The organism is Collinsella aerofaciens, from assembly GCF_020181355.1.
Classification (GTDB): Bacteria; Actinomycetota; Coriobacteriia; order Coriobacteriales; family Coriobacteriaceae; genus Collinsella.
Map to the genome: position 1 here is coordinate 1,464,780 of NZ_CP084004.1, position 19,023 is coordinate 1,483,802.

At 59.5% G+C, this 19,023-nt stretch carries 17 protein-coding genes and 5 tRNA genes; 16 read left to right on the top strand and 6 right to left on the bottom strand.

Annotation, left to right across the window (positions count from 1 at the left end; translation table 11 throughout):
- Positions 1–21 precede the first annotated feature (21 nt).
- From LCQ44_RS06265 to nrdG, 10 genes are all read left to right on the top strand, one after another.
- Positions 22–2,367, top strand: coding sequence for a GAF domain-containing SpoIIE family protein phosphatase (locus tag LCQ44_RS06265; protein ID WP_225093367.1), 2,346 nt, complete (start codon positions 22–24; stop codon positions 2,365–2,367).
- Between the two features lie 78 nt (positions 2,368–2,445).
- Positions 2,446–3,192 carry an anti-sigma factor antagonist gene (locus tag LCQ44_RS06270; protein WP_225093368.1) on the top strand — a complete coding sequence of 249 codons (747 nt, stop codon included), beginning with the start codon at positions 2,446–2,448 and terminating at the stop codon, positions 3,190–3,192.
- Positions 3,193–3,297: 105 nt separating this feature from the next.
- Positions 3,298–3,373: transfer RNA gene (locus LCQ44_RS06275), tRNA-Gly, on the top strand.
- Positions 3,374–3,407: 34 nt separating this feature from the next.
- A tRNA-Cys gene (locus LCQ44_RS06280) sits at positions 3,408–3,481 on the top strand.
- Between the two features lie 42 nt (positions 3,482–3,523).
- Positions 3,524–3,599 (top strand) — tRNA-Gly (locus LCQ44_RS06285).
- 178 nt (positions 3,600–3,777) lie between these two features.
- On the top strand, positions 3,778–5,511 hold the full coding sequence (locus LCQ44_RS06290; RefSeq protein WP_225093369.1) for a glycoside hydrolase family 13 protein: 1,734 nt from the start codon (positions 3,778–3,780) through the stop codon (positions 5,509–5,511).
- 141 nt (positions 5,512–5,652) lie between these two features.
- Positions 5,653–5,728: transfer RNA gene (locus tag LCQ44_RS06295), tRNA-Gly, on the top strand.
- Positions 5,729–5,731: 3 nt separating this feature from the next.
- Positions 5,732–5,806, top strand: a tRNA-Val gene (locus tag LCQ44_RS06300).
- 633 nt (positions 5,807–6,439) lie between these two features.
- Positions 6,440–8,662, top strand: coding sequence for an anaerobic ribonucleoside-triphosphate reductase (nrdD, locus tag LCQ44_RS06305; RefSeq protein ID WP_225093370.1), 2,223 nt, complete (start codon positions 6,440–6,442; stop codon positions 8,660–8,662).
- A gap of 425 nt (positions 8,663–9,087) precedes the next feature.
- Positions 9,088–9,657, top strand: coding sequence for an anaerobic ribonucleoside-triphosphate reductase activating protein (gene nrdG, locus LCQ44_RS06310; RefSeq protein WP_225093371.1), 570 nt, complete (start codon positions 9,088–9,090; stop codon positions 9,655–9,657).
- A 221-nt stretch (positions 9,658–9,878) separates the two neighbouring features.
- Here nrdG and LCQ44_RS06315 read toward each other — a convergent pair whose 3' ends face one another.
- A complete protein-coding gene (locus tag LCQ44_RS06315; RefSeq protein WP_225093224.1) occupies positions 9,879–11,171 on the bottom strand; it encodes an IS30 family transposase in 1,293 nt (430 codons plus the stop codon).
- Positions 11,172–11,386: 215 nt separating this feature from the next.
- Here LCQ44_RS06315 and folE point away from each other — a divergent pair, with 215 nt between their 5' ends.
- The 3 genes from folE to folB are packed head-to-tail and all read left to right on the top strand — an operon-like array spanning position 11,387 to position 13,057.
- Positions 11,387–11,944, top strand: coding sequence for a GTP cyclohydrolase I FolE (gene folE / locus LCQ44_RS06320; protein ID WP_225093372.1), 558 nt, complete (start codon positions 11,387–11,389; stop codon positions 11,942–11,944).
- A gap of 2 nt (positions 11,945–11,946) precedes the next feature.
- Entirely contained in the window at positions 11,947–12,528 is a 582-nt protein-coding gene (locus LCQ44_RS06325; RefSeq protein WP_225093373.1) for an HD domain-containing protein, read from the top strand.
- Positions 12,529–12,571: 43 nt separating this feature from the next.
- Positions 12,572–13,057, top strand: a complete 486-nt coding sequence (folB, locus tag LCQ44_RS06330) for a dihydroneopterin aldolase (protein WP_225093374.1) — start codon at positions 12,572–12,574, stop codon at positions 13,055–13,057.
- Positions 13,058–13,063: 6 nt separating this feature from the next.
- Here folB and LCQ44_RS06335 read toward each other — a convergent pair whose 3' ends face one another.
- Positions 13,064–13,798, bottom strand: a complete 735-nt coding sequence (locus tag LCQ44_RS06335) for a M48 family metallopeptidase (RefSeq protein WP_225093375.1) — start codon at positions 13,796–13,798, stop codon at positions 13,064–13,066.
- Positions 13,799–13,914: 116 nt separating this feature from the next.
- Positions 13,915–14,928, bottom strand: a complete 1,014-nt coding sequence (locus LCQ44_RS06340) for a dipeptidase (protein WP_225093376.1) — start codon at positions 14,926–14,928, stop codon at positions 13,915–13,917.
- A 120-nt stretch (positions 14,929–15,048) separates the two neighbouring features.
- Here LCQ44_RS06340 and LCQ44_RS06345 point away from each other — a divergent pair, with 120 nt between their 5' ends.
- The 3 genes from LCQ44_RS06345 to LCQ44_RS06355 all read left to right on the top strand — a co-directional run bounded on the left by LCQ44_RS06345 (position 15,049) and on the right by LCQ44_RS06355 (position 16,940).
- Complete coding sequence (locus LCQ44_RS06345; protein WP_225093377.1) at positions 15,049–15,477, top strand: FKBP-type peptidyl-prolyl cis-trans isomerase; 429 nt, start codon at positions 15,049–15,051, stop codon at positions 15,475–15,477.
- A gap of 3 nt (positions 15,478–15,480) precedes the next feature.
- Positions 15,481–16,059, top strand: a complete 579-nt coding sequence (locus tag LCQ44_RS06350) for an urease accessory protein UreE (protein ID WP_225093378.1) — start codon at positions 15,481–15,483, stop codon at positions 16,057–16,059.
- 83 nt (positions 16,060–16,142) lie between these two features.
- A complete protein-coding gene (locus LCQ44_RS06355; protein ID WP_225093379.1) occupies positions 16,143–16,940 on the top strand; it encodes an HAD-IIB family hydrolase in 798 nt (265 codons plus the stop codon).
- Between the two features lie 77 nt (positions 16,941–17,017).
- On the opposite strand, the gene LCQ44_RS06360 is transcribed toward LCQ44_RS06355, so the two are convergent.
- The 3 genes from LCQ44_RS06360 to LCQ44_RS06370 form a co-directional block, all read right to left on the bottom strand.
- Positions 17,018–17,398, bottom strand: coding sequence for a Fur family transcriptional regulator (locus tag LCQ44_RS06360; RefSeq protein WP_192919574.1), 381 nt, complete (start codon positions 17,396–17,398; stop codon positions 17,018–17,020).
- A 61-nt stretch (positions 17,399–17,459) separates the two neighbouring features.
- Positions 17,460–17,870: an acylphosphatase gene (locus LCQ44_RS06365; RefSeq protein ID WP_161115753.1), complete on the bottom strand. Its 411-nt coding sequence runs from the start codon at positions 17,868–17,870 to the stop codon at positions 17,460–17,462.
- 2 nt (positions 17,871–17,872) lie between these two features.
- On the bottom strand, positions 17,873–18,979 hold the full coding sequence (locus LCQ44_RS06370; protein WP_196032630.1) for a Gfo/Idh/MocA family protein: 1,107 nt from the start codon (positions 18,977–18,979) through the stop codon (positions 17,873–17,875).
- Between the last annotated feature and the right edge of the window lie 44 nt (positions 18,980–19,023).

Consider the following 19,023-nt stretch of genomic DNA (forward strand, 5'->3'; position numbering starts at 1 on the left):
CGATAGACGGTGGGGTCCACGATGGAAACGCTTGAACGCAACGAGTGGGCAGACGTTGCCCAACTAGTCGAGATCACGAGCGATGCTGTCATCATCTGCGAGCTCGACGGAACCATTCTGCATGTGAATAATCGCTTACTTGGGTTGATGTGCGAGGAACGCGCCGATGTCATCGGTGGAGATGTTAAAGACGTCCTGTACTCGTCCGCTTTTGAACGTGCGACGGAACATCGTCTGCCATTTGAAACTGATGGCTTCGAGAACGAACTGATGCTCAAGCTGAGTGACGGCTCTTTTATCCCCGTCTTGGTTCGCGCGGGCTCCGTAACGCCTCCACGCATCTTTGGGCGCCGCGCACCACGTGTCCTAGTGGCGCTTCACAGTATCGAGGAACAGTATTCTCACGACCGTCAACTTAAGCGTGCGTTATCGGAGCTTAGAGTTGCGAACAAGCGTCTCTCTGGCACTCTCTCGGTCATTATGAGTACCGTGGGCTCCGATGAGCTGCCCAGCCTACTTGATACCGTTTTGAACCAGCTTGTAGGAACGCTCGATGCTTCGGGTGCCGCTATCTATTTTTCTGAGAGCGGCGGTTTTAAACTTCGCGGTGTTTCCAAGGAGCTGTACGACAGCTACCTGCCTGAGTTTTTGCCGTATGGCGCTGGCATTCCGACGTATGTTCTTCGTGAGTCGCGTGCCTGTCGCTTGTCGATTCAACAGGACCTTGAGGGTGATAAGGCCGCCTCCGGTATGTTCATGGACCTGGACAATCGTTCTAAGCACCTGTTGCGCATGCAGGATATGCCTCCGTACCGCAGCGAGATCTGTCTTCCCGTTTTTTACGGTACGCAGATTCTTGGCGTGCTGGAAGTTGGTTGGAAACGCCCCCAGGCACCGCTCGCCTATGACGTTAATGTGCTCGAGGTCATTTGCGATTACCTGTCTATCCAGCTGGTCGGCATGGCATCGAGCCTTCGCTCCCGTCGCACGGCCGAGCTTGGCCGCTCGCTCAATGTCTTGCGTGATGAGTTGTTTACCTTTCTAGACGATTCCGCCGCGGCTACCCAGGCGGTATCGTCCGAGATCTGCAATATGCTTAACTGCCATTTTTGCCCTGTTGAGTATGACGCCAGTCTGGATTCCTACGTCATAGATTTTGAAGGTGGCAGTCGCGTTGCTTTGCCGGACGATCCCGAGAAGCTTTTCTTTTCCACGACGGCGCCAGCGGCACGTCTGGGGGCTGGCCCTGATGGCTTTGAGGCATCTGTTTTGGGCGGTACGAGTGCCGAGGACCTTAAACACGTCCGTATAACTCGCGTTGACGAATCGATGCCTATGGGAGGCTGGCTTAGGGCGCATGGTCTGCCTTGTCAAGGTCTCTACGTCGACTCCGGCATCGAGGCGGGGCGACCACGCTCTAAAGGTGATGGCAAGCACAGTAACGACGCAATTGTTCCTGCTTCTGTTGCGAAGAGCCCGACGACGCGCGCGCTGCTGCTTCGTGATGGTAGCCAAGAGCCGATTGATGATCTTGAATATGACTACTTGGTGCACTTGGCGCATGACTTTGAACTGATCTACGAAGGCGAATCTCAAAAGCGCGAGGAGCGCCATATCGCTCAGACCCTTCAGATCGGCATGAGAAATTCCCTGGGGGATGTTCCGGGTATCGCAACCGATTCGGTGTACCTGTCAGCCACGAACTCGGCGTTGGTCGGCGGCGATTTCTATACGCTCATCCGTCTTCCCGACGACTGCGCCGTCATGATTCTGGGTGATGTGTCTGGCAAAGGCATTGAGGCCGCATCGATGTCCGCGCTCGTCAAGACGGCCCTGACGGCATATGCGTGGGAGGGCGCTGGACCGGCCCGCATGGCACGCTCTCTTAACAGTATGCTCATGGGCTTTTCGAGGGTCGAGACGTTCGTGACGGCCTTTATCGCCAAGATTGACCTTAAAGCCGGACGCGCAACGTATTGTTCGGCGGGCCATCCTCCGACCATGGTCATTAGGCCAGAGTCGATGCCGCTGGGTGGCGGCGAGGCCCGTGGGGGAGAGGTCGAGCTGCTTGGATGCCAATCGGGCGTAATCGGTGCCTTTGAGAGCATGGTGTACGAGACAGGCGTGTTTACGTTCGCTCCTGGCGACATGCTCTTCATGTATACGGACGGAACGATTGAGGCCCGCGACCGCACCGGAGCGTTCTTTGGTGAGCAGCGCCTTCGTGACCTTCTGCTTTCTGTTTCGGGGGAGGGCGTGTCGGGCATTTGCGGCAAGGTCTTGGGCGAGCTTGACCGATTTACCGAATCGGCGCTGGACGATGACATTGCATTGGTGTCCCTTGAGTTTTTACGGGGTCGTTCATAGACGACGCTGGGCGGGCTGAGTCCGTACGGTTGGGGAAACGAATGCATCGAGTGGGCTTTTTTGGGGAACCATGGTCGTATGAATGAGTGGAATGACATAGCGGTTTTGACGCCACCAGGCGATATCGACATCGCCACGGTGCCTGCGCTGCGTCGGCGGTTGGATGCCTTGATTGGCCGCGGCGTGCGTCGTGTCGTCATCAACTGTCAGACTGTTAGCTTTATCGATTCGACGGGCTTGGCATTCCTGCTTACGCGCGCTCGTGAGCTCATGAGGCGAGAAGGCCTGCTTTCGCTCGTCAATGCATCAGGTGAAGTTGTTCGCTTTTTGAAGATTGCTCGTCTTGTCGATATCCTTCATGTCGCGGGGCCGGCACGGGAGTCTATTCCCGCTATTCCGGTGGGGGAGCTGCCTCGCTGGAGTAAGAGTGTCGAGGTCCGTCAGGGTATCGAGAATCTTCCATACTACCGACATCGCATCGCCGAACTCCTTGAATCGCTTCCGTTGCGCCGTGACGAGCGCTACGATGTCGCATTGGCATCGGGGGAGGCGCTGGGTAATGCCTATGACCATGCGGGCGGTATCGGGTGCGTCCTGACGGTTCAGGCCTATGGCGATCGCGTTGTGGTTGAGGTGCTTGATCGAGGTGCCGGCTATTCTATCGATGAAACGAGCGATCCGGTCGCATCTGAGGAACGCGGCCGTGGTATCAAGCTTATGCGTATGCTCGTCGATAACGTGGAGGTTGCTCGTCGTACGGACGGCGCCGGCACGCGCGTGCAGATGGTGAAGCTGTTTAGCGGAGCGCTGGAATCGTGCGCCTAGCCAATCGCTTTAGCGCGTTTGGCTATTAAGAACATGCGGCAGACAAGTTTTTTGAAAAAAGTACTTGCGTCTTTTGGACAACTCGCGTAAATTAATAACCCGCAAGCGGACATGGCTCAGTTGGTAGAGCACAACCTTGCCAAGGTTGGGGTCGCGGGTTCGAGCCCCGTTGTCCGCTCCATTGCATTTCCGGACCGTTTAGGCGGTCCTTTTTCGGCGAAGTGGCCAAGTGGTAAGGCAGAGGCCTGCAAAGCCTTTACCCCCGGTTCGAATCCGGGCTTCGCCTCCAGGCAACATCCGGGCGCTCCGGCGCCCGTTTTGTTTTACATATGCGGACATGGCTCAGTTGGTAGAGCACAACCTTGCCAAGGTTGGGGTCGCGGGTTCGAGCCCCGTTGTCCGCTCCAAACGCAGCAGCCCGACTACCACGGTAGCCGGGCTTTTTTGTACCCATCGCCTGGGCTCGAACCCGAGAGGGAGCGAGCGTTTTGGGGCGTGGCTGTGGCGTTGTTTGCCTCGAATGACAGCTTTGGGCGTATCATCGTGGGCATCTCGCAAAACCTCGTTGCAAGGGAGGCTCACCCCATGGCTGCAGAAAAGTCCTCTTCGCGCTCATGGATGTCCGATGCCGCGATCTATCAGATCTACCCGCGTTCGTTTAAGGATTCGACCGGTTCGGGTCTGGGCGATATCGCGGGCATTACCCAGCAGATGGACTATCTTGAGCGGCTGGGCATCGAGGCCATCTGGCTGAGCCCGTTTTACCCTTCGCCTCTTGTCGATGGCGGCTATGATGTGGCGGACTACTGCGATGTCGACCCACGTCTCGGCTCGCTTGACGACTTCGATGACATGATCGCTGCGGCTCACGCGCGCGGCATCAAGGTCATCGTCGATATCGTGCCCAACCATTCATCCAACCAGCACCCCTGGTTCAAAGCCGCTCTTGCCGCCGGCCCCGGATCGCCCGAGCGCGCCCGTTATATCTTCCGCGATGGTCGCGGCGAGCATGGCGAGCTGCCTCCCACCAATTGGAATGCCAACTTTGGCGGCCCCGCCTGGACGCGTGTTGCGGACGGTCAATGGTATCTACACATGTTTACGCCCGAGCAGCCGGACTTTGACTGGTCATGCCCCGAGGTTCACGCGTTCTTTTGCGACGTCCTGGCGTTTTGGAGCGATCGAGGCGTCGATGGCTTTCGCATCGATGTGGCGCACGGTCTCGCCAAGGATCTCGACCGCGATGACCTCGACCGGTGGCATCTCGCCGAGGGCGATGACACGGTTGACGACGGCACCCATCCGCTGTGGGACCGCAACGAGGTCCACGAGATCTATCGCGAGTGGCGCCGCGTGTTCGACCGCTATAATCCGCCGCGCAGCGCCGTTGCCGAGGCGTGGGTGCTGCCTGAGCGCCAGTATCTCTATGCGCGTCCCAGCGAGCTTGGCCAGACATTCAACTTTGAGTTTGCCAAGGCCACTTGGACCTATGATGACATGCACGCTGCAATCGAGGAGGGCTTGAAGGCAGCTATCGAATCCGATTCCGCCTCGACCTGGGTACTCTCCAACCACGACGTGCCGCGCGTGGCGACGCGCTATGCCCTGCCGCAAATCAAGGCGACGCGCTACCACCAGATTGCGCTCGACTGGCTCTTACGCGACGGGTCGTCTTATGACGAGGACCGTGAACTCGGCGAGCGCCGCGCGCGGGCGGCCCTTTTGCTTGAACTGGCGCTTCCGGGCTCGGCATACGTGTATCAGGGTGAGGAGCTCGGTCTTTTTGAGGTGGCTGATATCCCGTGGACTGCACTCGAAGATCCCAGTGCAACCAATACGCGCGGACCGAAGCGCGAGAAGGGGCGCGACGGCTGTCGTGTGCCCCTGCCGTGGGTAGCGGCGGACGATCCCGCGCAGGGCGGATCGTTTGGGTTTTCGCCGGCGGACGCTGATGCGGCGCCCCATCTGCCGCAGCCTGCATGGTTTTCCGATTATGCTGCCGATAGGGAAGAAACGGACCCGACATCGATGCTTGCGCTCTATCGTGACGCCCTCTGGCTGCGGCGCAAGCTGCGCGGGTGCGCCAACGATCTTGCGTGGCTCGATCTTGACGGGCGCACCGGTCTTGCGGATGGTGCCGAGGGCGCTGAGGGCGGCGTCATCGCCTATCGCCGCGATAACGGCTGGGCGTGCGTGACGAACTTCGGTGCAGCACCCGTGGAGCTGCCGGCGGGCAGGGTCCTGCTCACCTCATCAGCGCTTGCAGACGGCAGACTCGCGCAGGACAGCTCTGCCTGGATCATGCTCGGTGAGATGTAAGGGCCTCTTGCGGCGAGTTTGCGTTTGCCTGCGCCTTCCGTGGTGGCTGATGTCTTCGCGAGGTTCGCGAGGGCGTCGCAAAACTTTTCAAAAAAAGTTCTTGCATAGGATGCGGGCATCACGTAAGATTAATCCTCGTAAGCGGACATGGCTCAGTTGGTAGAGCACAACCTTGCCAAGGTTGGGGTCGCGGGTTCGAGCCCCGTTGTCCGCTCCATTTGGGCGTTTAGCTCAGGGGGAGAGCGCTTCCCTGACACGGAAGAGGTCAGAAGTTCAAATCTTCTAACGCCCACCAAATGTTCGCAGCTCAGAGGCTATGTCCTCTGGGCTGTTTTGTTTTTTGCCACCAAGCGCGCCGCCAAATAAGTCATCAAATATTGATCCAAGGTCCGTACGCGATGGTCTTTGTATCCCGTAGGGGTGCCGGCAGATTGCATGTGTCCTGGCCCATCATGACCGCAACATGTTGGTCAAGCATAATCTTTTGGATTCTTTTGGCGTGAGCGGCTTGGTTTTGGTGCTATTTGGCGGCGGCACGGTTGAGGGGGTTTCAAAACTGCTGTGCAGGTAGTTGGGTTGATAACGTTTTAGCAGTCTGCCAAGAGGCTTTCATTTATAATGCGTCTGCAAATTGACCAATTGCTTTGACCTGCTAAAACACTATATGTTGTGTTTGACCTAAAAAAAGAATACAGGATATAGATGCCTCTTTGTCGTATGATAGATGGCGGACGGAGAACGAGGACCTTATTCGCCCCATTTGGATGGATCTTTGAGCCCCTTGATTGGCTGCGAGGATTGTCCGCATGAGGGCCTATGGTTATCGAAAACACAGATTGCGCGACGGCGCCGCAAGACAGGGTAAGCCCTGCCGGGCATCGTTTGGCTCTGAAGCGCAATGAGGCTACGATGCGAAAGAGGCAAGAGGATGAAGATCATCAAGCGCAGCGGCACCGAGGTTACCTTTGACATCGATAAGATCGTCAATGCGATCCGCGCCGCAAACTTGGAGGTCGAGGAAGGCTCTCGCCTTACCGACCGCCAGGTGATCTATGCGGCACAAAACGTCGCCGAGGCATGTGAGAAGGCCGGCCACGCCGTATCGGTCGAGGAGATCCAGGATCTGGTCGAGGACGAGATTATGCGTCTCGACTGCTACGAGGTCGCTCGCCACTACATCATCTACCGCTATGTTCAGAGCCTGAAGCGCCAAAAGAACACGACCGATGACAAGATTCTGTCGCTGATTGAGTGCAATAACGAAGAGGTCAAGCAGGAGAACTCCAACAAGAACCCGACTGTCAACTCCGTTCAGCGCGACTACATGGCCGGCGAGATTTCCAAGGACCTGACGCAGCGCGTGCTGCTGCCCCAGGAGATCGTGGATGCCCACAACGAGGGCCTGATTCACTTCCACGATTCGGACTACTTCGCCCAGCACATGCATAACTGTGACCTGGTGAACCTGGAGGATATGCTCCAGAATGGCACCGTTATCTCGGGCACGCTGATCGAGAAGCCGCACAGCTTTTCGACTGCTTGCAATATCGCGACGCAGATCATCGCGCAGGTCGCCTCTTCCCAGTATGGCGGTCAGTCGATTTCGCTGACCCACCTGGCTCCGTTTGTCGAGGTGAGCCGTCAGAAGATTCGCGGCGAGGTTGCCCGCGAGCTCGAGGAGCTTGGCGTCTCTGCGTCTGCCGAGAAGGTCCGTGAGGTCGTTGAGGATCGCCTGCGCGATGAGATTCGTCGCGGCGTCCAGACGATTCAGTATCAGGTCGTGACCCTTATGACCACGAATGGCCAGGCGCCGTTCGTGACGGTCTTTATGTATCTTAACGAGGCTCGTACGCCTCAGGAGAAGCACGACCTTGCCATGATCGTGGAGGAGACGCTTCGCCAGCGCTACGAGGGCGTTAAGAACGAGGCTGGCGTGTGGATTACCCCGGCATTCCCCAAGCTTATCTACGTGCTCGAGGACGATAACGTTCACGAGAATTCCCCGTACTTCTACCTGACCCAGCTGGCTGCCAAGTGCACCGCCAAGCGCATGGTGCCCGACTACATCTCTGAGAAGAAGATGCGTGAGCTCAAGCTGTCTAAGGGTGAGACCGCCGGCAATGGCGATTGCTACACCTGCATGGGTTGCCGCAGCTTCCTGACGCCCGACCGTTCGGGCAACGGCTTTAACAATGTTGCCAACGCGCTGAACTATGACCCGACCAAACCTAAGTACTATGGCCGCTTTAACCAGGGTGTTGTGACCATCAACCTGCCCGATGTCGCACTGAGCTCGCATCAGGACATGGACAAGTTCTGGAAGATCTTCGACGAGCGCCTTGAGCTGTGCCATCGTGCCCTGCTGTGCCGTCATGAGCGCCTGATGGGCACGCTTTCGGATGCCGCACCGATTCTGTGGCAGTACGGCGCCCTGGCGCGCCTTAAGAAGGGCGAGACGATCGACAAACTGCTCGTGGGCGGCTATTCCACCATCAGCTTGGGGTATGCCGGTCTGTATGAGTGCGTCAAGTACATGACGGGCCACAGTCACACCGAGAAGGAAGGCACGCCCTTTGCCATGGCCGTCATGCAGCACATGAACGACAAATGCGCCGAGTGGAAGGCCGAAAGCGATATCGACTTCTCGCTGTACGGCACCCCGCTTGAGTCGACGACCTACAAGTTCGCCAAGTGCCTGCAGCGTCGTTTTGGCATTATTCCGGGTGTGACGGACAAGGGCTACATTACCAACAGCTACCACGTCCATGTGTCCGAGGAGATTGATGCTTTCGATAAGCTCAAGTTCGAGGGCATGTTCCAGCAGCTTTCGCCGGGCGGTGCTATCTCCTACGTTGAGGTTCCCAACATGCAGGACAACCTCAAGGCTGTCATTCGCGTGATGCAGTACATCTACGACAACATCATGTACGCCGAGCTCAACACCAAGAGCGACTACTGCCAGGTGTGCGGCTACGACGGCGAGATCAAGATTGTCGAGGATGACGGCAAGCTGGTGTGGGAGTGCCCCAATTGCGGCAATCGTGACCAGGAGAAGATGAACGTCGCTCGTCGTACGTGCGGCTACATCGGTACCCAGTTCTGGAACCAGGGCCGAACCGAGGAGATCCGCGACCGCGTGCTGCATCTCTAATAACCATCCCAGGCCGCCCCGTAGCGAGGCCCCGGACCTTTACTCGCTATTTCGGACAGTCCTGGCTCACGACGGAGGCGCCACTGGCGCCTCCTGTTCGTGCGGAACTCATATCGAGCAAAGGTCCGGGGCCTCGCTACGGGCAGCCAAGTTGATGTAGCTGAGATGCGGCATGCGGTCTGCTCACTCCTCGAAGTTCTTAGCGGAAATAATTTGAGCTGCAGCTGCGATTTACTTGCGATGGCGGTTGAGCTGCAGCTGAGTATTTATTGGACCTCGAACCCTATACTCGATGTTCGCTTCGTTCATTGAGTTACCCTTTGCATGAGGCCGGGACATATCGTCCCGCCCGCAGTTTCGCAGGCCGAAGGCCGAGAATGTTTGAGGACGGGATGATATGTCCCGGCCTCCCGGGAGAGTTACCTATGAACTACGCGAACATTAAGTATTTCGACATTGCTGATGGGGAAGGTGTTCGTACTTCTCTGTTTGTGAGTGGGTGCCGTCGTGGGTGCAAGAATTGCTTTAACTCCGTCGCGTGGGACTTTGCTGCGGGTGAACCGTTCGACCGTGCCGTCGAGGACAAGATTATCGACAGTCTTGACCATCCCTTTATTGATGGCCTGACGATTCTGGGTGGCGAGCCCATGGAACCCGAGAATCAGGCGGGTCTCGTTGACTTTATCGAACGCGTGCGTGCGGCCTATCCCGTGGAGTCGGGGAAGACTATTTGGTGCTTTACCGGCGACGTGCTCGAGGAGCTTATGCCGGGCGGTCGTCACCATACCGAGGTGACGGACCGCATCCTTGCCTGCCTCGATATGCTGGTGGATGGTCCGTTCGTTCAGGATCTGTACGATATCTCATTGCGCTTTAGGGGCTCGAGCAATCAGCGCGTGATTGATATGAACGCCACGCGCGCTCGTGCTGAGCGTGAGGACGTTGCGCTTTGCGATGCTGTGGAGCTTTGGCGAGACGATCCGGTCTATGGTTGATTTCCGATCTCAGCCGAACACATTGAGCAAATAGGCCATTCCCGCAGTTAGCTGAACGCCCCCGCGGCCCCTCCTGGGGTCCGGGGGCGCCGTTTTCCCAGTTGAAGGAACGGTGGAGATGTGTTTCGATGGGTCCGGTGGCCATGCTCCGCCCTCCGCCCGGCACCTCTTCCCAGACTCAGCCGGACGGCCGGTCCGTCTATTCCGTTTTTTCCTTCAGGCTAGGACAGCGGGGCATCGCCCCTCTCTGCGCGCGCCCGCCCTATCAGTCCCGGCGTCAGGTCGAGCTCGCCGAGCGGCACGTCCTCCACGCCGTAGGCGTCCAGCAGCGCCGCCGCGTCGTCCCCGAGCATCGCCCTGAAGGCGCGGGCGGGCGTCGTGAAGCCGAGCGCGCCGCGGGGCTCGGAGTTCACGTGCGACATGGCCAGCGCCAGGTCGGCCGGGGAGAGCCGGTCGAACCTGATTCCGGCGCCCTTGGGCAGCAGCTTCCTTATCTCGACGTGGTTGCGCTCGCAGGCGCCCTTCTGGTCGCTTCGCCCGGGGTCGCAGTAGAACAGCCTCGTCTCGCCCGGCCCCTCGCCGAGCAGCGCCGCGATCGCCGCCTCGTCGGAGAACTCGGCGCCGTTGTCGGTGAGCACGGCGCGGAAGACCCTGCCCATGCCGTCGGCGCCGAGGACCTCCCTGATATCGCCCAGGGCGTCCGCGACGCACCCGGCGGTCTTCTCCTCCAGCGGCAGCGCGAGCTGGAGCCTGCTGGGGCGGTGCAGCAGCGTGAGCAGGCAGGCGGAGTCCTCCCGCGCGCCCTCGACCGTGTCCATCTCCCAGGCCGCGGCGCACGCGTCCTCCCCGAGGGCGAGGAACGCGGCATGCGACCTGCGGGCGGAGTGGCGCGTGGCCGCCCGGCCGGCGGCGCTCTTCCTCGGCCTGTAGCCGACCTTGCGCCTGAGCTCCATGTTGGTCATGCCGTCGTAGCCCGCCGAGACCCAGCGGTAGATGGTCGACGGCGACAGGTCCACCGGGCCGCCGTTGCGCGCCGCCATCTGCTCGGGCGAGAGCCCCCGGCGCAGGCAGTCCCTTATCGCCTCCAGCCTGGCCGCCGCGGCGGGCTCGTCGGCGTCTATCCCGCGCCTGGACGAGACGAGGACCGAGTCGGCGCACAGCTGCGCGGCCCGGGCCTCGTAGAAGACGTGGGGGCGGCGCTTGCAGCCGATCGCGCGGTACCGGCCGCAGCCGTTGCAGCATCGCGGCCACGCGGCCAGGCGCGGGCAGGCCGCCGACAGGTCGGCGGAGGCGTCCACGCGCTCGCCGCGCCTGGACTTCGGCGCCGTCACGAACCTGTGCGACGCCACCTCGGCGCTCACCGTCGAGGGCGACCTGCCCAGCTCCCTCGCGATCTCCCTGCACGAGGCCCCGCGCTCCAGCATCCTCTGGACCGTGTCCCGCTCGTGCCTCGTGAGCCTTCCGTAGGCCCTCGGGACCGCCCTCGCGGAGCCCCTATTCTTCTTTCCGGACATGCCGTCCTCCGATCTCCCGGGGCCGGCCGGTCCGGCCCTCAGGGTATCGGGTTCCCACATTCATCCGCACATGTGCGGATGAATGTGGGAAGTGTTCGGATGAAGTTGATAATCAAGGCGATCCGGTCTATTCGACCCATACTATGTAGCTTGTGGCCGATGCCGGAGGGCGTGGTACCATAGCGCGAACGCAAAATCGGAAGAGTGAGGCCTAGATGGTCGATCAGGAAAAAGTTGAGACCGCCATAAAGCTGTTGCTTGAGGGCATAGGCGAGGACCCAACTCGTGAGGGCCTGCTGGAGACGCCGGCACGCGTCGCCCGTATGTATGGCGAGATTGCCGGCGGCATGGACCAGAGCGCTGAGGAGCACCTGTCCAAAACTTTTGCCGTCGCTTCGAACGATTTAGTTATCGAGCGCGACATCACGTTTTACTCGCTGTGCGAGCACCATCTGCTGCCGTTTTATGGCAAGGCTGCGATCGGCTATATCCCTAACGGCCGCGTGGCGGGTCTGTCTAAGCTTGCTCGCACGGTTGAGGTCTATGCCCGTCGTCTGCAGCTGCAGGAGCAGCTGTGTACACAGGTTGCCGATGCCCTCATGGATTATCTTGCTCCCCAAGGAGCGATCGTACTGATGGAAGCCGAGCATATGTGCATGACCATGCGCGGCGTGCAAAAGCCCGGTACCAAGACCGTAACGCTTGCTCGTCGCGGTGTCTTTGAGACCGATCCATCGCTCGAGGAGCGATTCTTTAGGATGCTGGGCCGCTAACCATGAGAGTCGTCAACGACTTTGCATCGAAGACCGATGAGGGGACGCCGCGTCGCGGCTTTATGGCTTCGGGCCTAACTCCCTTTGGTGCCATGCCTCGCATTGATTACATCTGTGCCAACGGGTTGTTCCGGCGGCACCTGGGCAACATTGCACAGCTGGAATCGGGGCGCATCTTTTGCCGCCACGGTATCGACCATCTGCTGGATGTCGCCCGTATTATGTGGATCAAGAATCTCGAGGAAGAGCTCGGATTTGACCGCGAGGTCATCTACGCCACGGCACTTCTTCACGATATCGGCAGAGATGAACAGTATGAATCGGGTATATCCCATGATGTTGCAAGCGAACGCGTCGCTGATGCGATTCTTGGCGGCATGCCCGAAGACGTGGCGTTTGAGCCGGCAGATGCCGCAGCCATTAAGACAGCCATTCTGGGCCATCGAAAGCTGCGCGTGAACAGCCAGCCGCTCGAGCGTCTGCTTTATGCAGCCGACAAAGCGTCGCGCGCCTGTTTTGCATGCCCTGCGCGCAATGCTTGCAACTGGAGCGATGATAAAAAGAACCTGTCGATTCGCGTGTAGTCGGTATGCGCGGTCGGGGTTCTGAACGAAGGAGACGATCGCGATGACTAACAAAAAGCTGCCCGAGAATGCAACCAAGACCGAGGGTGCCGAGCTTGCCCGTCGTGGCAGGGGCGAGATTTCCGCCGCAACGGCGGTGCCCCATGTGAGCTATGACGACCTGCGCCATGCCGACCGCATTACTATCGATGGTCTCGAGGTCTTTGCCAACCACGGCGTGTATCCCGAGGAGAACGCCCTGGGGCAGAAGTTTGTCGTGTCCTTGGTGCTCTATGCCGACCTGCGCGCGGCAGGGGAGCACGACAATCTGGATGCCTCGATTGATTACGGCTCGGTGTGCCACGATGTCGACGGCTATCTGCGCGAGCATACGTTTAAGCTCATCGAGGCTGCAGCCGAGGGTGTGGCCTCGATGCTGCTGCGTCGTTACCCCTTGCTGCTTGGCGTACGTGTTAAGCTCGATAAGCCTTGGGCGCCCGTCGGTCTTCCCCTGGCAAGCTGCGGTGTCGAGATCGAGCGCGTGCGCTAGCCGACGCTAGAGCTCGTTGGCGGGCGGTTTTTTGAGCCGCTGCGATAGGGCTCTATTGTTGGGGCAGTACGTGTCGAGCAGGGCGTGGAACCGTCGATTGTGGCTTGGCTCGAGCAAGTGGACGAGCTCGTGGGCGACAACCATGTCGAGGCATTCGACGGGGTAGGCGGCAAGTTCTCGTGCGATGCGAATGGCGCCGGTTTTGGGCGTGCATGAGCCCCAGCGCGTTTTCATGCTGCGTACGGAAACGCGGGAAACGGCGACACCCATTGCGATTTCGTATGCGTGCACAATATCGCGTAGCGCCGATGTGACCTCGGACGTATAGAGCTGGTCGATATGGACTTGGAGCTCGTCGGACGTTAGGCCGTCGAGGATTGCGCGCCGCTTGGCCTGTGGGCCTTCGTTCGATTCGTCGGTACCCATAAAACTTGCGAAGGTGGCCTGTTTGGGTCGCGGTGCGGGTGATACAAAGTTGTGATCGAGTGCGTCCTGTACCGTGATGGGCTTGCCCCAAAGCGCAATGATGGACGAGGGGCTGAGCGGCTCCTGCGCCGTCGTCTGACGTTGCTCGCGCTGGGCAAGTCGGCTGATAATCCAGGCGCTGTTGCGCTTCACAAACGCTTCGATACGCTCGCGGCTGGCGCCGAGCGGTGCGCTGGCGTGGACCTCACCGCTCGATGTGACGCGTAGGTTGAAGTTCTTGACGCGCTTTTTGGTAACGACGACGGGGATGGGCATCCCATCCGGTCGGGGTAGGAAAATCGTAAACTGCTGCGTCAAAAGCGGTCCTTCAGATTGGGGACGGGCCGGCATTTCGACCGTTCGGTATGCCGGCCCGCTCAAGGGATGTGAAATTAATAACGCTCGAAGAAGGCAAGGGCGTTATCGCTGCAGAGCTTCTGCATCACGGTCTTGCCAAAGTGCTTGGAGAGCATGTTCTGGAATTCGGGCATCTTGCTGGCATCGGAGAGGAAAGCGGGCACCTTGGCGCCGTCCCAGTCGCCGCCGAGTGCGATGACATCTTCGCCGCCCAGGTCGAGCCAGTGCTCGATATGTGCCGCTAGCTGGTCGAAGGTGACGTCTGCGGTGGTCTTGTCGGTCGCATCGTTGGATAGGAACTCGCTGCAGTGGTTGAGGCCGACGATGCCGCCCATGTCGCGAATGGTGCGGAACTGGTCGTCGGTGAGGTTGCGCTTGACGCCGCAAACCGCACGGGAGTTGGAGTGGCTGGCGACGAAGGGGCGCGTGGCGTGGGCGACAACCTCGTCAAAGCACTCATCGTTGAGGTGGGAGACGTCGAGTATCATGCCGGCGTGCTCCATCTGCGTAAGTGCCTCGATGCCGGCGGCGGTGAGGCCGGCGTGGGTGTCGTGGCCGCTCGCGAGCGGTCCCTGCGCGTTCCAGCTGAGTGACGACATAAGCACGCCCAAGCTCTTGAGCACCTCGATCAGCGCGGGGTCCTCGGCAAAGAACGTGGCGTTTTCGATGGTGTGGATGCAGGCGACCTTGCCGTCTTTGAGCGCAGGGCGAATATCAGCGGCGCTGCGCACGTTGACCATGCGGTCGTGGTTGAGCATTGCCTGGCCGCTCATATGCGCCATGATCTGCGCCTGGAAGCGCGCGGCGTGGGCGGTGGGAATCTCGTCGGGGACAAACGTAGCGAAGCACTGCGCCCACGGCGTGTTGCCGATCTTTGCGAGCGAGATGGCGCAGGCGTTGCCCTCGATAAGGTCGAAATCCTGCGGATGCGTTTCGTCGCCGGGGAAATAACCGTCGGTGCCGGCGGTAAAGCGCAGGTCAAGATCGAGTGTGGCCCAGCCGATACGGTCGGCGGTGTCGCAGTGTAGGTCAAATACGGGATATGCCATGGTTCCTCCGGTTGCAGCGTTTCTTTGCAAACTGTCTTTGAATTGTATGACTAGGGTATAGTTAGCGCCATATGTTCACGGCGGCCCGCGTTGTGCGCCGCCCTTATCACGGAGGTTACCATGTCCAACCAGGGCAAGAAGGTCAAGACTCATTATCGCGGCACGCTCGACGACGGCACGCAGTTCGATAGCTCCTACGATCGCGGCGAGCCGCTGGAGTTCACCTGCGGCGCCGGCCAGATGATCAAGGGCTTCGACGCCGCTGTTGTCGACATGCAGGTGGGCGAGAAGAAGACCGTGCACATTCCTGCTGCCGATGCCTACGGCGAGCACAATCCCGAGATGGTTATTACCTTCCCGGCCGAGCAGGTTCCCAACATCGAGCAGATCGAGAAGGGCATGAAGCTCTTCCTGTCCACGCCCAGCGGCATGCCCGTCCCCGCCGTGGTCATCGATGTGACGGCCGAGGCCGTGACGCTCGACGCCAACCACGAGCTCGCCGGCAAGGACCTCAACTTTGATATCGAGCTCGTTGAGGTCGAGGGTTAGAGTATGCCTGAACGCTTGGTTTCGACGACATGCTTGGGAAATCTCAACGATCCGTCCTATGAGCTTTTGCTTCGCCGGGAGCTGGGCGGTGTCTTTGAGGTCGATGAGCTACTACTCGATTGGGACCAGGCCGATGCCCGCACATTTGTGGGCGTGACGGAGCTGGGGCGTACGGTCGATATTCGGCTGGGCGCTGCCGATGGCGATCGCCTTGCCGATGGCGATGCGCTTGTCATCGACCGTTCGGGCATGGTGCCCGTGGTGGTTGTCGTACGCCTGCGCAGTGCCGAGGTTTATTTGGTCGAAGTTGACCGCATGGACCCGATTGCGCTCGCGCATGCGTGCTGGGAGATCGGCAATATGCACGCGCCGCTTTTCCGAGGCGATTCGGACGAGCATACCGTGCGCATGTATACGCCGGTGCAGCCTGTTTTGGGCCGCATGCTCCGGGGCGTCGAGGGCGTTCGACTCTCGACGGTTGCCCGTGAACTCGATTCGGACCGGCGCTTTGCGTCGAGTGCGGCGGACTCCGTTGTGAGTATGGCTCCAGACTTTACGATCGTAAAGAAGGCGCGCGGTTAACGTGCGTATAAGTAAGACGGACTTTGAGAGGCAACTATTCAAAGTCCGTCTTTCTGTTGATGAGATGCTGTGGGGGAAAGCATATGGGTCTTGAAGGAATCAAGCTGATTGCATGCGATTTGGACGGCACGTTGCTGCATCCGGGGGAGCGCGAGCCGCGTTCCGAGGCCTTTGAGCTCATCGATGAGCTGCATCGTCGCGGTATCGTGTTTATGCCGGCGAGCGGTCGTCAATATGCGAGCTTGCGCTACCTGTTTGCCCCGGTGGCCGATGAGCTCGCCTATGTATGCGAAAACGGAGCCTTGGTGATGAGCGAGGGACGTGGCGTTGTCAAGCGTTCCATGGAGCGTAGCCTTGCTATGGATATCGCGAATGCCGTGGTTGCGTATCCCCATGCCGACGTGACCCTTTCGTGTGAGGGACACCTCTACACCATGAGCGGCAACGATGCGTTTTTCGACCATTTGCGCTATGAGGTCCACTGCGATGTGGCGGTGGTCGACCGCCCCGAGGACATCGAAGAGGACGTCATCAAGATTGCCTTCCAGACGCCCGAGGTGAATCAGCCGGCGGCGCTGAAGCATTTCGAGCGCCACTTTAGCGATCGAGTCGATGTCATGACATCGGGAACCGAATGGACGGACTTTATCGGTTTTGGTTCGGGCAAGGGCTCCGCGCTTGCCGATTACGGTCGTGCCCTGGGTATTTCGCCCGATGAGATGATGGCGTTTGGCGATAACGAAAACGATCGCGACATGCTCAACGTAGTGGGCCATCCTTATCTAATGGAGAGCTGCAACCCCTCTATGCGTGGCATTAACGACCGCGTCCGCTACGTGCGCACGGTCGAAGAAGAGCTGCGTCGTCTACTTGCTGAGTAGACATTTGGGACATGTCTAGAAATCTACTTTTTGCTGCAAAGTGCGGAAAGGTGGATTTTAAGGCATGTTCCAAACATCTACCGGCAGTCGGGGCAGAGACCCTCGAAGATGGTGTAGTGCGACGTGACGTGCCAGCCGATTTGCTCGGACGCTTTGGCGTCGAGCTGGGCATCGAAGGGGAGCGGTACGTCGATGACGCGGCTGCACGAGGTGCAGATGATATGCGCATGCGGCTCGATCGTGCGATCGAAGCGGCTGCCGCCCGGCGTCTTGATGGAGAGGATCTCGCCGGCGTCGGCCAAGAGATTGAGATTGCGGTAGACCGTACCGCGGCTGATTTTGTCATCCTGCGCGCGCACGGCGTTGTAGATTTCGTCGGCGGTGGGATGGTTATAGCTTTGGCGCACGGCGTCAAGAACCAGCTTTCGCTGCCTGGTATTCCTTCTTTGCACCGCCATGCGCCTCGCCTCTTTTCTATCAACGGTCGTAGGTAAATGATACCGTATTTAGCACACAATACTAATAATGAGGACTGAAACCGTCTTCATTGGCAAGTGGGGCTCGGGCCTGAGCGTCTATGAGGCGAAAACGCGTTCCCATGCGCTCGTAGGAGGCATGAAGCGCCTCGAGATGAGATAGGATATTTGCCGGAGCTCCCTGTATCTCCATCTCGACTGAGCCGTCTTCCATGTTACGCACCCAGCCGGTGAGTGCGCGTGCCTGCGCGAGGTTGGTGTTGGTAAAGCGAAAACCAACGCCTTGGACTTGCCCCTCCCAGCGCAGGAAATAGCGCAGGGGAGTGTCTTGAGTGGCCTCGTCGCTTGCGAGCACAGTAAGCCTGCGGCGCAGCTCGAGCTCGACGTTTGATGGTTTTTGAGGCTCTCGACTGCCGCCGGTGACGCTGGAGAAGAACGTATCGAAGAGGCCCATCGCTATGCCTGCTTGCCTGCGTCGGCCGGGAAGGTAATGCCGGCCTGCTGGCGCACGGCATCCATGATGCGTAGTGAGACGAGCGTGACATCGCGGTAGTGGCCAAGCTCGTGGCGTCCCGCCGGGGTCTCCCAAATCTCTTCCTTGACGTTATCGATGCCGCCGATGGCGGTGATGAAGTCTGTGAGTTCGTATTCCATAGTGTTGCTCGATTTGGGCAGGTCGAGCACGCGGCCGTTGTCGCCCTGTTCGCGCGGCGCCTCGGTCGCCGAGCCGCGTACGACGTCGCCGCGATAGTCGATGCGGACGTTGCGGGGCGTGGACAGATGGTCGATCTGGATAGTGCCACGCTCGCCTTCGATCTGCGAGGGCAGCAGGTCATTCGTAATTTTGGAGTGCGCGAGCTCGACGGAGATACGGCCACCGCCGTAGCTGGCGAGGATGGAACCGCAGCCGTCGATGGGGCCGTGCGTGAGCTGTCGCGTGGTGGGATCGAGCAGGGTGGTCATGCTCGTAAGGCCGGAGGGCATGCCGAAAATCTCGACCATGGGCTCGACGGTGTAGACGCCAATATCCATGAGGGAACCCGAGGCCATATTGCAGTCGAAGATATTGGTGGCGCGTCCCGCGAGAATCTCGTTGTAGCGCGAGGAATATTTTCCAAAGCGCAATGAGGCGCGGCGGATGGGGGCGATCTCACCCAGGGCGTCCTCGATGGCGTGGAAGGCGGGATCGTGGAGGGGACGCATGGCCTCGAGGGCCACGACACCTGCTGCCTCGGCAGCGCGGAAGACTTCCAGCGCTTGCGCCTCGGTGGCGCAGAAGGGCTTCTCGACGATGACGTGCTTGCCACCGGCGATGCAGGCAAGGGCCTGCTCGTAGTGAAGTGCGTTGGGGCTGCCGATATAGACGGCGTCGACGTCGGCGGCTGCCGCGAGCTCATCGAGTGAAGTAAAGTTTCGCTCGCCACCGCGCTCGGCGGTAAAGGCAGCACCGCGATTGGCATCGCGCGAGAGCGTGCCCACAAACGCGGCTTGGTCGTTGGCGTTGACGACCTGGATAAAGTCGTCGGTAATCATGGATGTGCCGATGGTCGCTATACGCAGCATGTATCCCCCTCGTGCCGTTCGGTTTACAGGATGAGTGTAGCGCG

Excerpts from the sequence above, each read along its gene's own strand:
- LCQ44_RS06335 (WP_225093375.1), bottom strand. The coding sequence starts at position 13,798 with ATGCCCATCCCCGTCGTCGTTACCAAAAAGCGCGTCAAGAACTTCAAC.
- folB (WP_225093374.1), top strand. The coding sequence starts at position 12,572 with ATGACTAACAAAAAGCTGCCCGAGAATGCAACCAAGACCGAGGGTGCC.
- LCQ44_RS06355 (WP_225093379.1), top strand. The coding sequence starts at position 16,143 with ATGGGTCTTGAAGGAATCAAGCTGATTGCATGCGATTTGGACGGCACG.
- LCQ44_RS06325 (WP_225093373.1), top strand. The coding sequence starts at position 11,947 with ATGAGAGTCGTCAACGACTTTGCATCGAAGACCGATGAGGGGACGCCG.
- LCQ44_RS06345 (WP_225093377.1), top strand. The coding sequence starts at position 15,049 with ATGTCCAACCAGGGCAAGAAGGTCAAGACTCATTATCGCGGCACGCTC.
- LCQ44_RS06350 (WP_225093378.1), top strand. The coding sequence starts at position 15,481 with ATGCCTGAACGCTTGGTTTCGACGACATGCTTGGGAAATCTCAACGAT.
- LCQ44_RS06315 (WP_225093224.1), bottom strand. The coding sequence starts at position 11,171 with ATGTCCGGAAAGAAGAATAGGGGCTCCGCGAGGGCGGTCCCGAGGGCC.
- LCQ44_RS06290 (WP_225093369.1), top strand. The coding sequence starts at position 3,778 with ATGGCTGCAGAAAAGTCCTCTTCGCGCTCATGGATGTCCGATGCCGCG.
- folE (WP_225093372.1), top strand. The coding sequence starts at position 11,387 with ATGGTCGATCAGGAAAAAGTTGAGACCGCCATAAAGCTGTTGCTTGAG.
- LCQ44_RS06340 (WP_225093376.1), bottom strand. The coding sequence starts at position 14,928 with ATGGCATATCCCGTATTTGACCTACACTGCGACACCGCCGACCGTATC.
- LCQ44_RS06365 (WP_161115753.1), bottom strand. The coding sequence starts at position 17,870 with ATGGGCCTCTTCGATACGTTCTTCTCCAGCGTCACCGGCGGCAGTCGA.
- LCQ44_RS06370 (WP_196032630.1), bottom strand. The coding sequence starts at position 18,979 with ATGCTGCGTATAGCGACCATCGGCACATCCATGATTACCGACGACTTT.
- LCQ44_RS06265 (WP_225093367.1), top strand. The coding sequence starts at position 22 with ATGGAAACGCTTGAACGCAACGAGTGGGCAGACGTTGCCCAACTAGTC.
- LCQ44_RS06360 (WP_192919574.1), bottom strand. The coding sequence starts at position 17,398 with ATGGCGGTGCAAAGAAGGAATACCAGGCAGCGAAAGCTGGTTCTTGAC.
- LCQ44_RS06270 (WP_225093368.1), top strand. The coding sequence starts at position 2,446 with ATGAATGAGTGGAATGACATAGCGGTTTTGACGCCACCAGGCGATATC.
- nrdD (WP_225093370.1), top strand. The coding sequence starts at position 6,440 with ATGAAGATCATCAAGCGCAGCGGCACCGAGGTTACCTTTGACATCGAT.
- nrdG (WP_225093371.1), top strand. The coding sequence starts at position 9,088 with ATGAACTACGCGAACATTAAGTATTTCGACATTGCTGATGGGGAAGGT.